The organism is Brevundimonas sp. (assembly GCF_031412435.1).
GTDB lineage: Bacteria > Pseudomonadota > Alphaproteobacteria > Caulobacterales > Caulobacteraceae > Brevundimonas.
Genome location: NZ_JANODA010000005.1, coordinates 1 through 13,658 on the forward strand (window position 1 = coordinate 1; position 13,658 = coordinate 13,658).

A 13,658-nucleotide genomic window follows, 5' to 3' on the forward strand; every position below is an offset into this window, starting at 1 on the left:
AAACACACAGGCTGGCGTCGGCGACGGCGTCAGCCACGGTCCCGGGCGAGATCGCCCATGGCTCCGCCGCTTCCCCGACCCGTTCACAGCGGAAGAGCGATGACCTGTGTCCGGCACGCTCCCTCCCCCTCGGAGGAGGGAGCACGCGTATCAATCAGGTCGCCGGCAGCGCCTTCAGATCCGTGTCGATAGCTTCGATGATCGTCGGGGTCACCGCGCCGCCCGACATCGGGGCGACCTGGGCCAGGGTCATGTCCTGGAACTGCGGCAGGGCCGGGTGTTGCGACACGCCCGGCAGGTGCTTCTCGACCACGGCCGCGGTCGCGGGGTTGGCCAGCAGGTCCTTGATCGAGCTCTCGATGGTCGGGCGGGCGGCGGCGTGGGCCTCGTGGCCAGCGTGGGCCGCGTGACCCGGGGCCGGAGCCGTCTGGGCGAAGGTGGTGGTGGAAACGGCCGCGAGGGCGGCGGCGGCGAGAACGGTCTTGATCATGGAAAGACTCCGGCAGGGTAAGGCGGCCAGATGACCCGCAAATCGCGACAGGCTCAAGACAGGAACTTTCGCTGCGACGCACGCGGCGCCGGACCTTGATCGGCTGAGGAGAGATCGCTTCGCGATCTCGCTGATGCCGTGAATCAAGGTCCAGCTTGAATCTGGAGCCTGATCTGGCCGTAAAACCGCTCACACTTTTCAGGATCAGGCTCTAGGAAAGCCGGATGACCGACACCCTCTCCTCCTCGAAACTGATCCAGGGCCGCACCGGCGACTGGGAAATCGTCATGGGCCTGGAAATCCACGCCCAGGTGGCCTCGAAGGCCAAGCTGTTCTCCGGCGCCGCCGTGGGCTTCGGCGCGGGCCCCAACGAACAGGTGTCGCTGATCGACGCGGGCTTCCCCGGCATGCTGCCGACGCTGAATAAACACTGCGTCGAACAGGCCGTGAAGACGGGTCTCGGTCTCAATGCCGCGATCAACAGGAAGAGCCAGTTCGACCGGAAGAACTATTTCTACCCCGACCTGCCGCAGGGCTATCAGATCTCGCAACTCTATTTCCCGATCGTCGGCGAGGGCGTCGTCGAGGTCGAGGCCGAGGACGGTTCCTTCTTCAACGTCGGCATCGAGCGGCTGCACCTGGAACAGGACGCGGGCAAGCTGATCCACGACCTCTCGCCGGTCGCCTCCTATGTCGACCTGAATCGCGCGGGCACCGCCCTGATGGAGATCGTCTCGCGCCCCGACATCCGGTCGCCGGAAGAGGCGGTCGCCTACGTCAAGAAGATCCGCACCATCCTGATCTATCTCGGCACCTGCGACGGCGACATGGAGAAGGGCAACCTGCGCGCCGACGTGAACGTCTCGGTCTGCCGCGCGGGGAACTACGAGAAGTTCAAGGCGACCGGCGACTTCAAATTCCTCGGCACCCGCTGCGAGATCAAGAACGTCAATTCATTCCGCTTCATCTCCCAGGCCATCAACTACGAGGCCCGTCGCCAGATCGAGATCCTCGAGGACGGCGGCAAGATCGTTCAGGAGACCCGCCTCTACGACCCCACGGCCGGCGAGACCCGCTCGATGCGCTCCAAGGAAGAGGCGAACGACTACCGCTACTTCCCCGATCCCGACCTGTTGCCGCTGGAGCTGGAACAGGCCTGGATCGACGCCATCAAGGCCGACCTGCCCGAACTGCCGGACGCCAAGCGCCGCCGGCTGATGGCCGACTATGGTCTGTCGCAGTACGACGCCGTCGTCCTGATTTCGGAACAGGCCAAGGCGGACTATTTCGAGGAAGCCGCCAAAGGTCGCGACGCCAAACTGGTCGCCAACTGGGTCACCAACGAACTTTCGGCGCGCCTGGCGGCCGACAGCAAGGACTTCTCCGAAAGCCCCCTGCCCGCCTCGCACGTCGCCGAACTGGTCGCCCTCATCGAGGAGGGCGTCATCTCGTCGAAGATCGCGAAGGAGGTCTTCGACCACGTCTGGGCCGGCGAGGGTTCCCCCCGCGCCGTCGTCGAGGCGCGCGGCCTGGTCCAGGTCAACGACACCGGCGCGATCGAGAAGGCCGTCGACGAAATCATCGCCGCCAATCCTGACAAGGCCGCCGCCGTCGCCGAGAAGCCCCAGGCCCTCGGCTGGTTCGTCGGCCAGGTCATGAAGGCCACCGGCGGCAAGGCCAACCCGGCCTCGGTCAACGACATCCTGAAGGCGAAGCTGGGGCTCTGAGATCGCGATGCGTGCTGATCAGCCGCCGACCCTGCGTCTGAACGGCACGCTGCGCCCCGATGCGTGGCGCGACGCCTTCGCGGCGCATCGGCGGCTGCATGTGCCCGAAATCCTCACGCCCCGCTCGGCGCGGGAGCTGCACCAGACCCTGATGGACGCCGAAGACTGGGTGCGCTGCATCCACCTCGCGGCGGATCAGGATGTCGACATCACCATGGCGGAGCTGAACGCCATGACCCAGGCGGATCGGCTCGCGCTGGAGCATTCCCTGGTCGATTCCTCGACCGACCACATCAAATACGTCTTCGACAAAATCCGCATAAGCTCACAGCTGGAAGCGGGCGGCAGCGTCGCGTCGCCGATGCGTGCGATCCACGAATTCGTCAACGCACCCGCCTTCCTGGACTTCTTTCGCCGGCTGACCGGCGACACGAGAATCGCAAGGGCGGACGTGATGGCGACCCGCTATCTGCCCGGCCATTTCGCCAGCGCACACGCCGACGAACTGCCGAACGCGAATAGGCTCTACGCCTATGTCCTGAACCTGACGCCGGACTGGCATGCGGACCAGGGCGGGGTGCTGATGTTCCTCGATCCCGACGGCCATGTCGCTGAGGGCTATGTGCCGCGGTTCAATGCGCTGAACGTCTTCGCCGTGCCGCAGACGCACGCCGTCTCGGTCGTTTCCCGACTCGCCAAGGCGCCCAGACACTCCGTGACAGGCTGGATCCACGCGCTCTAGAGACGAAGAAAAGCCCGCCCGGACCACTCCGGACAGGCCCTTTCTTCGGACGGATGGCGTCTAGTCGCCGAGCAGAGACAGGATGACGCCGGTGGCCAGGGCCGCGATCACGACGTCGCCGGTGTCCGTGCGGTAGTAGCCATAGCCGCGCGGTGGCTGACGCCAGCCGTAGTGGTTGTAGTCCCGCACGTACCAGCGGCTGCGATATTCATACGGCAGGGTCGCGCCGCGATAGTAACGACGGCTGTCGCGGTACTGGTCGCGCTGGCCGCGACGGTAGTCGTTGTAGCGTTCCCGCTGGGTATAGCGGCCGCCATCCCAGCGATTATGGTCCGAGCGCCGTTCCCAGCGCTCATAGCGGCCATCGCGGTCACGGTCTCCGTGACGCCACGACTGGGCTGAGGCGGCGACGGGGGCGGCGAGCGTGGCCAGGGCCACAGCGCCGATGACGAAAAGATTGGTCTTCTTCATAGCACTCCTCCTTTGGACGGGTGCGCGGGTGAAGCGCGAGACGCCCGGCCTTGGGACGGAATTTCGTGTTCCCGGCATGAACTGGGGCTGAACGTGCCGTTAAGAAACGACGGGCGTTCGGGACGTTCCTCACTAGCGCGGACACCGTGCGGCAAGGGCGACCTCGGCCGCCAGCACCGACTTCACGACCAGAGGCGCATCGGTCGCGATGACCACCGCGCCCTGGTCGAACAGGTCACGGTACTCCGACGGATCGCCGTCCGCCGCGTACTGGTCATCCAGCCTCCGTCCGGGCGCGCCGAGCGTGCCGAACTGGGCCTCGACGCCCGCCTCTGCCAAGGCCCGCCAGAGCGCCGGCCGCGCTTCCCGCGTCCCGGTCCAGGCCAGGATCTGCGGCGCACTCAGCCCCTGCAGGCCCGCCACGTCATTCAGTCCGGCGGAGATCATCATCTCGGGCGCCAGGGCCGCCACGGCGCGCGCCGTCTCCGGCGAGTAGGTAATCAGAATGACCCGGTCCCCGGCGCCCGCAGCGCGCACCTCGGCGATCACCGCCCTCGCCAGAGCCATCGTCGCCGCCTCGTCGGCGGGCTTCAGGTCGATGCTGGCGATGGCGCCGACCCGGCCGGCGGCATTCAGGGCCTCGCGCAGCGTCGGCGGCGGCGCATCGGTCACGTCGCCGTTGGTCGCCTCAAGCCGCGCCCCCCGCACCTCGGCGAAGGTCAGGTCCGCGACCCGGCCCGTGACCGTCGAGGTCCGATCCATGGTCTCGTCGTGCATCAGGATCAACCTTCCGTCTCGGGTCAGGGCGGCATCGATCTCCAGAATCGCGCCCGGAATCGCCCGCCCGGTCGCCTCGATCGCGGCGACAGAGTTTTCAGGATGGTCGACGACGGACTGGGCGCGGTGGGCGGAAATGGCCACGCCTCCGCCCTGCCTAACGCAGTCGAAATAGGCTGCGAGGGCCGGCGTGTCCGACGCGCTGCGCATCGGCGTCGCCGCGCATCCGGAAGCGAGAAGGGCGGTCATCAGCGCGGGAGCGAGGAAACGGGTCATCGGGCGGCCTGTGGCGATCATGGCCGTCCTCATAGCCCTCCAGATCGACGGGCGTAAGACAGACGCATCCCTTGCCCGAGCCTGCGGGCCGACGCATGTTCCCAGCCGACGAACAGCGGGAGAGAATCGTTTGCAGGATCTTGTGGCTCCAGCCTTGGGGACGCTCGCGGCCGTGGCCGTCGGCGGCTACCTGCTGGGCTCCATCCCGTTCGGCGTGCTGATCACCCGCGCGGCCGGCGCCGGCGACGTGCGCAACATCGGCTCCGGCAATATCGGCGCGACCAATGTCCTGCGCACCGGCCGCAAGGACCTGGCCCTTGCCACCCTGCTGCTCGATGCAGGCAAGGGCGCCGCCGCCCTGTTGATCGCCCGCCACCTGTTCGGATCGGAGGTCGCCGGGGCGATCGCCGGCGGCGCGGCCTTCCTCGGCCACCTGTTTCCCGTCTGGCTGGGCTTCAAGGGCGGCAAGGGCGTCGCAACCTTTTTCGGCCTGCTGATCGCCGCATGCTGGCCGCTGGGCCTGATGGCCGGAGCGACCTGGCTGATCGTCGCCTTCACCTTGCGCTACTCGTCGCTGGCCGCGCTCGTCGCCGCCGCCGCCGCGCCGATCTATGCCCTGCTACCGGTCACCGCCATGGGCTTGCCCGCGCCGCAGCCGATCTTCGTGCTCGCGATCGTGACAGCAATCCTGATCTACGTCCGGCATCACGAGAACATCGCTCGTCTGCTCAAGGGGGCCGAACCCCGTATCGGCGCCGCGAAGACGTGAGCCTGCCGGAAGCCGAACGCTTCGCCCGCCTGCGCCTCGCCCGCGCCGAACGGGTCGGTCCGGTTTCCTTCCGTCAACTCCTGGACCGGTTCGGCAGCGCCGAGCGCGCGCTGGACGCCCTGCCTGACCTGATCCGAAAAGGCGGCGGCCACGGCTACAGCTTGCCGCCGGTCGAACAGATCGAACAGGAACTGGCGGCCGGCGACCGCGCCCGAGCCGTGCTGCTGGTTCTGGGCGACGCCGCCTATCCGCCGATTCTCGCCGCCGTCGATCCCCCGCCGCCCCTGCTGTGGACGCGGGGCGATGTCGACCTGTTGTCCCGAGAATCCGTCGGCGTCGTTGGCGCCCGGATCGCCTCGGCAGGCGGCCAGAGGATCGCCCGCGGCCTGGCCCAGCAACTGGGACAGGCCGGGTTCGTCGTCGTCTCCGGTCTGGCGCGAGGCATCGACGCGGCCGCCCATGCCGGGTCGATGGAGACAGGCACGGTGGCCGTGCTGGGCGGCGGGGTGGACGACGTCTATCCGCCCGAGAACGCGGGCCTGTACGACCAGATCGCCGAACAGGGCTGCGTCGTGTCCGAAAGCCCGATGGGCGCACGGGCCCAGGCGCGGGATTTTCCGAGGCGTAACCGCATCATCTCCGGCCTGGCGCGCGGCGTGATCGTGGTCGAGGCCGAACTGCGGTCGGGGTCCCTGATCACCGCTCGTCTGGCCAACGAACAGGGGCGCGACGTCTTCGCCGTGCCCGGTTCGCCGCTGGATCCCCGCTCGAAAGGGCCCAACGAGTTGCTGCGTCAGGGGGCCATTCTGTGCGAGGGCATCGACGACGTTCGCCGCGCCTTCGAGACGCTGAGGACCCTGCGGGAGCCCCCGGGCGATCATCCGTTCCATGGCGTCCCGGACGAGATCGACACCGCCTTCCTCGACAGGGTCGCCGATCTCCTGTCCCCGACGCCGACGCCGCGCGACGAGATCGCCCGCGCGCTGAACGCGCCGATCGGTGAAGTGGCCGCCGCCCTGCTGGAACTGAGCCTGGTCGGGCGCGCAACCCTGCTTCCGGGCGGATCAGCCTCGATCTAGGCCGATATCGCCCCCCGACGACGACCTGAGCAGATTGGTCGGTTGACAGGGTTCGCATCCCTGACCACGTTCCACCCCCCTCCTCCCAAACTGAGCCGTAATGAATCTCGTCATCGTCGAGAGCCCCGCAAAGGCCAAGACCATCAATAAATACCTCGGTCCGGACTTCGAGGTCCTGGCCTCCTACGGGCACGTTCGCGACCTGCCCTCCAAGGACGGGTCGGTGAAGCCCGACGAGGACTTCGCCATGGAGTGGGAGGTGGACGCCAAGGCGTCCAAGCGCCTCAGCGAGATCGCCGAGGCGGCCAAGCGGGCCGACCGCGTCATCCTGGCGACCGACCCTGACCGCGAGGGAGAAGCGATCAGCTGGCACGTGCTCGACGTCCTGACCAAGAAGAAGGCGCTGAAGGACACCCACGTCGAACGCGTCACCTTCAACGCCATCACCAAATCGGCCGTGCTGGAGGCCATGGCCAATCCGCGTCAGCTCGACATGGAACTGGTCGAGGCCTACCTGGCCCGCCGCGCGCTGGACTATCTGGTGGGCTTCACCCTGTCTCCGGTGCTGTGGCGCAAGCTGCCCGGCGCCCGTTCGGCCGGCCGCGTTCAGTCGGTCGCCCTGCGGATCGTCGTCGATCGCGAGATGGAGATCGAGCGGTTCAAGGCCCAGGAATACTGGTCGATCGAGGCCGACCTGGCCGCCGACAGCCCGCCCTTCACCACCCGTCTGGTCAAGCACGAGGGCAAGCGGATCCAGCGTCTGGACATCCCGTCGGAGGCCGTGGCCTTCGCCGCCCGTGACGCGATCAAGGCCGGCGACTTCACCATCCGGTCGATCGAGAAGAAGCCGGTCCGCCGCTTCCCCTCCCCGCCCTTCACCACCTCGACCCTGCAGCAGGAGGCGTCGCGCAAGCTCGGCTTCGACGCCCAGCGCACCATGCGGGCGGCGCAGAAGCTGTATGAGGGCGTCGACGAGACTGGCGGCCTGATCACCTATATGCGGACCGACGGGGTCCAGACGACGCCGGAGGGCATCGCCCAGGCCCGCGAGGTCATCGGCGAGACCTTCGGACCGGCCTTCGTTCCGGCCGAGGCCCGCTACTACAAGACCAAGGCCAAGAACGCCCAGGAGGCGCACGAGGCGATCCGCCCGACCAATATCGCGCGCCGCCCCGACAGCCTGCGCCTCGAGAGCGATCTGCAGCGGCTCTACGAGCTGATCTGGAAGCGGATGGTCGCGTCCCAGATGGAGGCCGCGCGCCTGGACCGGACCACGGTCGAGATCGAGACGCCGGACGGCCAGACCGGCCTGCGCGCCACCGGCCAGGTCGTGACCTTCGACGGCTTCCTGGCCGTCTACGAGGAAGGCCGCGACGAGAAGCAGAAGGGCGCCGAGTCCGAGGAGGACGACGATTCCACCCGCCTGCCGGCGCTGAAGGAAGGCGCGAAGGCGAAGGTCGAGGCGATCCGCACCGAACAGCATTTCACCGAGCCGCCGCCGCGCTTCTCCGAGGCCACCCTGGTCAAGAAGCTGGAAGAGCTCGGCATCGGCCGTCCCTCGACCTACGCCTCGATCCTGACGACCCTGCGCGACCGCGAATATGTCCGCATGGACAAGAACCGCTTCTATCCCGAGGACAAGGGACGGCTGGTCACGGCCTTCCTCGAGCAGTTCTTCCGGAAGTGGGTCGAATACGATTTCACCGCGGCCCTTGAGACGCGGCTCGACGAGGTTTCGGCCGGCGAGCTGAACTGGAAGGTGCTGCTGCGCGAGTTCTGGACCGACTTCCATGTCGCGACCCAGGCGGCGGGCGAGCTGCGCACCACGGCGATTCTCGACGCCCTCAACGAGAGCCTGGGCCCGCACATCTTCCCGATGAAGGAAGACGGCTCGGACCCGCGCGAATGCCCCCTGTGCAAACAGGGCCAGCTGAGCCTCAAGACCAGCCGGTTCGGCGCCTTCGTCGGCTGTTCGCGCTATCCCGACTGCAAGTTCACGCGGCCGGTGGCGGCCCCCGATGCGGCCGACGGCGGCGCCGAGGGCGGCGACCGGGAGCTGGGCGTCGATCCGGTGACCGGCCTGCCGGTGCAGCTCAAGATCGGGCGGTTCGGCCCCTATGTCGAAACCGCCGTCGAGGGCGAGGAGAAGCCGAAACGCTCCTCCCTGCCCAAGGGCTGGAGCCCGGCGTCCCTGACGCTGGACCAGGCGGTGCGCCTTCTGGGCCTGCCGCGTCCGGTCGGCGACCACCCCGAGGACGGCAAGCCGATCACGGCGGGCCTGGGTCGCTACGGGCCGTTCATCCTGCACGCGGGCACCTATGCCAATGTCGCCGATATCGACGAGGTGTTCGAGATCGGCCTGAACCGGGCCGTGGTCCTGCTGGCCGAGAAGCGGGCCGGCGGGTTCAAGGGCCGGGGCGCCGCCGTGGCGCCGCTGAAGGACCTGGGCGCCCACCCGGAGACGGGCGAACCGGTCCACGTCATGGCCGGCCGCTTCGGCCCCTATGTGAAGTCGGGCAAGATCAACGCGACCATCCCCAAGGGCACGGCGCCCGAGGACCTGACCATGGAGGTGGCCGTGCCCCTTCTGGCCGCCCGGGCGCTGGCCGCCCCGTCCAAGGGCAAGAAGGCGCCCGCGAAGAAGGCGGCGCCCAAGGCTGCGGCGGCGAAGAAGCCTGCAGCGAAGAAGCCGGCCGCCAAGAAGGCCGCCCCGAAGAAGCCCGCCGCGAAGAAGACGGCGGCGGAGTAGGCGTCAGGTTCCCCGCCGGCTCCGGCCGGCGGGTCCCGGTCTTCCGGACTCCGGAAAACGGAGTCCGGATAGTCCGTTGAGTCCAGGCGGCCCGAACGCGAAAACACCGTCCAACCCGTCCGCCCATGATGATCCCCTCCGCACGAAAGGGATCAGTATGGGGGCGTTTCAGCGGGTGATGGACAAAAGACCTCTCGTCAGAGCCGGGCTTTGATTTCAAAGGCGGATCTGGAGGATGTGTTGATGGGTATCACACCAATTCCGTACATCCCCGCAAAGGCGGGGACCCAGGTTTTGGCCGTCAGCGCCGCAGGAACGGTGTTCCGGTCGTGCGAGAACCTTGTCATCCCGGAAGCGCCGCTGGCGCTATCCGGGACGGTTGCGGGAGCAGAGGAAGAGGAGATTGGTCACGAGTGGTCGCCTGTCAGCAGGGCCGGATACAGGTCGGTCCAGTGTGGATTGGTCTCCTCGACCAGGGCGAATTTCCACGACCTTAGCCAGCGCTTGATCCGCTTTTCCCGCAGGATGGCCTGATCGACGTAGCGGTGATGCTCGTACCAGACCAGCCGGTCGGTCCCCCGTTCGCGGCTGTAGCCGTCGATTTGCCCGTGCCTGTGCTCGCCGATACGCCGGACGAGATCGTTGGTCATGCCGACATAGAGCCAGCCACAGGGTCCGCTGGCGACGATATAGACCCAGTAGTGGTGGTCGACCTTTCCCATCACGCCGCCACTTTGTCGCGCGCATCAATACGCGTCAAGATTGTGCGGGAGCCTTGTCATCCCCGACGGAGCGCAGCGGAGATCGGGGACGGCGCGGCACCTGTTCGACATCGCCCGGACAGCCCGCTTGGGCTGAGCCGGGCGACGGCCAGCGACCACCGGAAAGGATCAGGTGTGAAGGCGGGAGACAGGCGTCAAGGAACGGGGACGACGGCACCCGTCTCCCGGCTCAGCCCAGGCGGGCTGTCCGGGAGGGGGCAGGGGGGTGTGGGAGCCGTCCCCGATCTTCGCTTCGCTCCGTCGGGGATGACAAGGAGGGTCAGTGGGCGAACACCTGCTCGGCCGCCGGCGAGCGGAGGCGGTTGCGGGAGCAGAGGAAGAGGAGGTTGGTCAGACGGTCGCGTCTTACTCAGGCCAGAGATAATGCACGTCGGCGACGAGTGAGACGTTGGCCGAGCGCTGATGTCGCGCCTCGATAGTCGCAAGATCTAGCGTCCACATCCCGCGACAGGCGCGATCAGCAGCCCATCCAGAAAGCAGGGCGTCAAACTCGTGCTCGTTAGTCGGATTGATCTCAGTTTCGAGAGCTTCTGAAAGCCACAACACTGCGGGATGAGACGGCTCCGGCTCGCGGGGATACGGTATCCCGCTTGCCAGGTGCTCCCAGAGCACCTTCGGATGTGTCTCCGTCAAAAACAGACTGGGCCACCGTTCCCGCAGCCTGACCGCAAGCGTTGCACCTTGCACGGCCATGGACCCGTAAAGGCCATTCGAGCAGAGCACGCTATTTCGTCGCGCTGGAAATCTTGCCCGGAGGTACTCATCAGCGCCTCTCCAGCCTGACCGGGTCGTCTGCCAAAACAGCAGCGTGTCGATCCCTGCTCCGTTCGGCGTGCGGCCAAAGAGTTGCGAAACAACCCAATCAACGGCCTCATCGACCGATCCCGTTGTGGCTGAGACAGCATCGCCATCAGTCACTACCGCGCAGCCAAAGCTGTCCCCACCACCGGGATCGAAGCCGAGCGTGATCACAGCGGAATATTGTCGTGCTTCTTCCACGGGTTGGTCTGTTGCTTGTTCTTCAGCGTCCGTAGCGCCTTGATCAGTCTCCGCCGCGTCCCGTGGGGCATGATCACGTCGTCGATATAGCCCAGCCCCGCGGCGACGAACGGATTGGCGAACCGTTCCTTGTACTCGGCCTCGCGGGCTGCGAGCGCCTCCGGATCGCCGGCTTCCTTGCGGAAGATGATCTCGACCGCGCCCTTGGCGCCCATGACGGCGATCTCGGCCGAGGGCCAGGCGTAGTTGACGTCGCCGCGCAGGTGTTTGGAGCTCATCACGTCATAGGCGCCGCCATAGGCCTTGCGCGTGATCACGGTCAGCTTGGGCACCGTGGCCTCGGCATAGGCGAACAGCAGCTTGGCGCCGTGTTTGATCAGGCCGCCGTACTCCTGGCGCGTGCCGGGCATAAAGCCGGGGACATCCACGAAGGTCACCAGAGGGATATCGAAGGCGTCGCAGAAGCGGACGAAGCGGGCGGCCTTGCGGCTGGAGTCGATGTCGAGGACGCCGGCCAGGACCTGGGGCTGGTTGGCGACGATGCCGATCGGCTGGCCGTCCAGACGGCCGAAGCCGCAGACGATGTTCTTCGCGAAATCGGCGCCGATCTCGAAGAAGTCGGCCTCGTCGACCGTCTTCAGGATCAGTTCCTTGATGTCATAGGGCTGGTTCGGATTGGCCGGGACCAGGGTGTCGAGCGAGGCCTCGTCGCGGTCAGGGTCGTCGTAGGAGTCGCGGACCGGGGGCTTCTCGCGGTTCGACAGAGGCAAAAAGCCGATCAGGCGGCGGACCTCCGACAGGGCCTCCAGATCGTTCTCGAAGGCGCCGTCGGCGACGCCGGACTTCTGTGAGTGGACGCGGGCGCCGCCCAGGTCCTCATGGGTGACGACCTCGTTGGTCACGGTGCGGACCACGTCGGGGCCGGTCACATACATGTAGGACGTGTCCTTCACCATGAAGATGAAGTCGGTGATGGCGGGGGAGTAGACGTCGCCGCCGGCGCAGGGCCCCATGATGACGCTGATCTGGGGGATGACGCCCAAGGCCAAGGTGTTCTGCAGGAAGATGTCGGCATAGCCGGCGAGGCTCTCGACCCCCTCCTGGATGCGGGCGCCGCCGGCGTCGAACAGGCCGATGATCGGGGCGCCGTTGGTCAGGGCCATGGTCTGGAGCTTGACGATCTTGGCCGCATGCGCACCGCTAAGAGAGCCACCGAAGACCGTGAAATCCTTGGAGAAGACATAGACCAGACGGCCGCCGATGGTGCCCCGGCCGGTGACCACCCCGTCGCCGGGCACGCGCTGGTTTTCCATGCCGAACTGGTGCGAGCGGTGCTCGACGAACATGTCGGTCTCTTCGAACGAGCCCTCGTCCAGCAGGACCTCGATGCGCTCGCGCGCGGTGAGCTTGCCCTTGGCGTGCTGCGAGGCGATGCGGGCAGGGCCGCCCCCCTGACGCGCGGCTTCGCGGCGGGTTTCGAGCTGGTCGAGGATGGCTTTCATGGCGTCGTCTCCTTGCCTGATGGCTTAGAAGGAGCTGCGTCGGGCGGCAAGCTAGAGCCGCCCCTGCTCCGCCAGCTTGTCGACCAGCCAGACGCGGGCCGAGGGAATGGGCTTGTTCTGAGGGTGGAAGACGAACTGCTCGAGGAAGTGGCCGGTCAGATCGAGGCCGGCGCGGACGTCGCCTTCGGACAGGCCGGCCTGGGCGCCCAGCATGAAAGGCGGCAGGCGCAGGAGCTTGTCGGCATAGGGGGCGCCGGCCGCGCGGGAGACGGCGCGACCCGTGCGGGGGCTGACCCAGATCAGGTCGTCCACCGTGCCGGTGACGGCGCAGCGGCTGAGGTCGAGACCGAAGCCGAGATCCTCCAGCAGCCCCGCCTCGAAGCGCACGAAGATGGCGGGCCAGACGGACGGGATCTGGAACGCCGCCATCAGGGCCTCGAAGGCCAGAAATGCGCCGGGATGGGGCTCGCGTTCGGGCAATGCGCCTTGCGCCACCGCAGCGGCGGCGGCGAGGCCGGTCAGGGCCAGGCCGTCGTCGAACAGGGCGCTGGGCCCCTCCCCCACCGGCTCCAGACGGGCCGAGCCGAGGTGGTCGCTGGTCCGGGCGCGATAGTCGGCGATGACCCGGGCGCCGGGCTGGAGGAAGGGCTTCATGCGCCGTGACGCGCCCCCGGCGACGAAGGCGGCGTGGCGGCCGTGGGTCTCGGTCAGCAGGTCGACGACCACCCCGGTGTCGCCATGGGCCCGCGCCGACAGGACGAAGGCCTCTTCTTGGAATTCCATCAGGGGGCCGGGTCTTCCTTGGCCGCCTCATAGGTCTTGATGATGCGGGCGATCGGGCTGGCGAGGTCGTTGGGGACGGCGAGGCTGAGGACGTACTGCTCGATCTTCCAGCCATCGTCCGTCAGCCGCATGACGCCGGAGCCGCGCGTGCGGCCGTAGCTGTCGTTGGTCAGCTGTTCCTCGAACCAGGCGATGCAGCGGCATTCGATGGGAGCGATGGTGATGACCCGCGACGTCGCCGGATAGGACCAGCCCTGACCGCGCGCGAAATAGGGGCCGACGTAGCCGCGCAGTTCCTCTAGCGTCCAGTGCTCGCCCGCGTCCGTGCCCACGAACCGGGCATCGGGGGCATAGAGGGCGAAATAGGCGTCGGCGTCGGCGGCTGCCGAGGCGACGTTCAGCCGGTCGAGGACGGCGGCGACCTCAGCCTCGGCCCCGACCGGAGCGGTCTGGACGGTCAGGGCCGCGAGGGCGGCCAGCATCAGGGACATCGGAGCCTCCAGCACGGGGAA

13 protein-coding genes are annotated in these 13,658 nt (G+C 67.4%); 5 read left to right on the forward strand and 8 right to left on the reverse strand.

Annotated features, from left to right (window positions below):
• Positions 1-154: 154 nt before the first annotated feature.
• A complete protein-coding gene (locus RMO01_RS00800; protein ID WP_309627149.1) occupies positions 155-490 on the reverse strand; it encodes a hypothetical protein in 336 nt (111 codons plus the stop codon).
• 224 nt (positions 491-714) lie between these two features.
• On the opposite strand from RMO01_RS00800, the gene gatB reads away from it, so the two are divergent.
• A complete protein-coding gene (gene gatB / locus RMO01_RS00805) occupies positions 715-2,217 on the forward strand; it encodes an Asp-tRNA(Asn)/Glu-tRNA(Gln) amidotransferase subunit GatB (protein WP_309627150.1) in 1,503 nt (500 codons plus the stop codon).
• A gap of 7 nt (positions 2,218-2,224) precedes the next feature.
• Complete coding sequence (locus RMO01_RS00810; protein WP_309627151.1) at positions 2,225-2,959, forward strand: 2OG-Fe(II) oxygenase family protein; 735 nt, start codon at positions 2,225-2,227, stop codon at positions 2,957-2,959.
• A gap of 60 nt (positions 2,960-3,019) precedes the next feature.
• On the opposite strand, the gene RMO01_RS00815 is transcribed toward RMO01_RS00810, so the two are convergent.
• Together RMO01_RS00815 and RMO01_RS00820 are read right to left on the reverse strand one after the other, a co-directional pair.
• Complete coding sequence (locus tag RMO01_RS00815) at positions 3,020-3,430, reverse strand: RcnB family protein (RefSeq protein ID WP_309627152.1); 411 nt, start codon at positions 3,428-3,430, stop codon at positions 3,020-3,022.
• A gap of 132 nt (positions 3,431-3,562) precedes the next feature.
• Positions 3,563-4,504 (reverse strand): glycerophosphodiester phosphodiesterase family protein, encoded by a 942-nt coding sequence (locus RMO01_RS00820; RefSeq protein ID WP_309627153.1) that lies wholly within the window; start codon positions 4,502-4,504, stop codon positions 3,563-3,565.
• Between the two features lie 109 nt (positions 4,505-4,613).
• Here RMO01_RS00820 and plsY point away from each other — a divergent pair, with 109 nt between their 5' ends.
• The 3 genes from plsY (at position 4,614) to topA (ending at position 9,080) form a co-directional block, all read left to right on the forward strand.
• Positions 4,614-5,252: a glycerol-3-phosphate 1-O-acyltransferase PlsY gene (plsY, locus tag RMO01_RS00825; RefSeq protein WP_309627154.1), complete on the forward strand. Its 639-nt coding sequence runs from the start codon at positions 4,614-4,616 to the stop codon at positions 5,250-5,252.
• Entirely contained in the window at positions 5,249-6,331 is a 1,083-nt protein-coding gene (gene dprA / locus RMO01_RS00830; RefSeq protein WP_309627155.1) for a DNA-processing protein DprA, read from the forward strand. Before plsY ends, dprA begins: the two co-directional genes overlap by 4 nt.
• A gap of 100 nt (positions 6,332-6,431) precedes the next feature.
• Entirely contained in the window at positions 6,432-9,080 is a 2,649-nt protein-coding gene (gene topA / locus RMO01_RS00835; protein WP_309627156.1) for a type I DNA topoisomerase, read from the forward strand.
• Positions 9,081-9,487: 407 nt separating this feature from the next.
• On the opposite strand, the gene RMO01_RS00840 is transcribed toward topA, so the two are convergent.
• The 5 genes from RMO01_RS00840 to RMO01_RS00860 all read right to left on the reverse strand — a co-directional run bounded on the left by RMO01_RS00840 (position 9,488) and on the right by RMO01_RS00860 (position 13,637).
• Complete coding sequence (locus RMO01_RS00840) at positions 9,488-9,802, reverse strand: GIY-YIG nuclease family protein (RefSeq protein WP_309627157.1); 315 nt, start codon at positions 9,800-9,802, stop codon at positions 9,488-9,490.
• A 405-nt stretch (positions 9,803-10,207) separates the two neighbouring features.
• On the reverse strand, positions 10,208-10,861 hold the full coding sequence (locus RMO01_RS00845; RefSeq protein WP_309627158.1) for a hypothetical protein: 654 nt from the start codon (positions 10,859-10,861) through the stop codon (positions 10,208-10,210).
• A complete protein-coding gene (locus RMO01_RS00850) occupies positions 10,831-12,363 on the reverse strand; it encodes an acyl-CoA carboxylase subunit beta (RefSeq protein WP_309627159.1) in 1,533 nt (510 codons plus the stop codon). The genes RMO01_RS00845 and RMO01_RS00850 overlap by 31 nt, the downstream gene beginning before the upstream one ends.
• A gap of 51 nt (positions 12,364-12,414) precedes the next feature.
• On the reverse strand, positions 12,415-13,146 hold the full coding sequence (gene recO, locus RMO01_RS00855; protein ID WP_309627160.1) for a DNA repair protein RecO: 732 nt from the start codon (positions 13,144-13,146) through the stop codon (positions 12,415-12,417).
• On the reverse strand, positions 13,146-13,637 hold the full coding sequence (locus tag RMO01_RS00860) for a nuclear transport factor 2 family protein (RefSeq protein WP_309627161.1): 492 nt from the start codon (positions 13,635-13,637) through the stop codon (positions 13,146-13,148). The genes recO and RMO01_RS00860 overlap by 1 nt, the downstream gene beginning before the upstream one ends.
• Between the last annotated feature and the right edge of the window lie 21 nt (positions 13,638-13,658).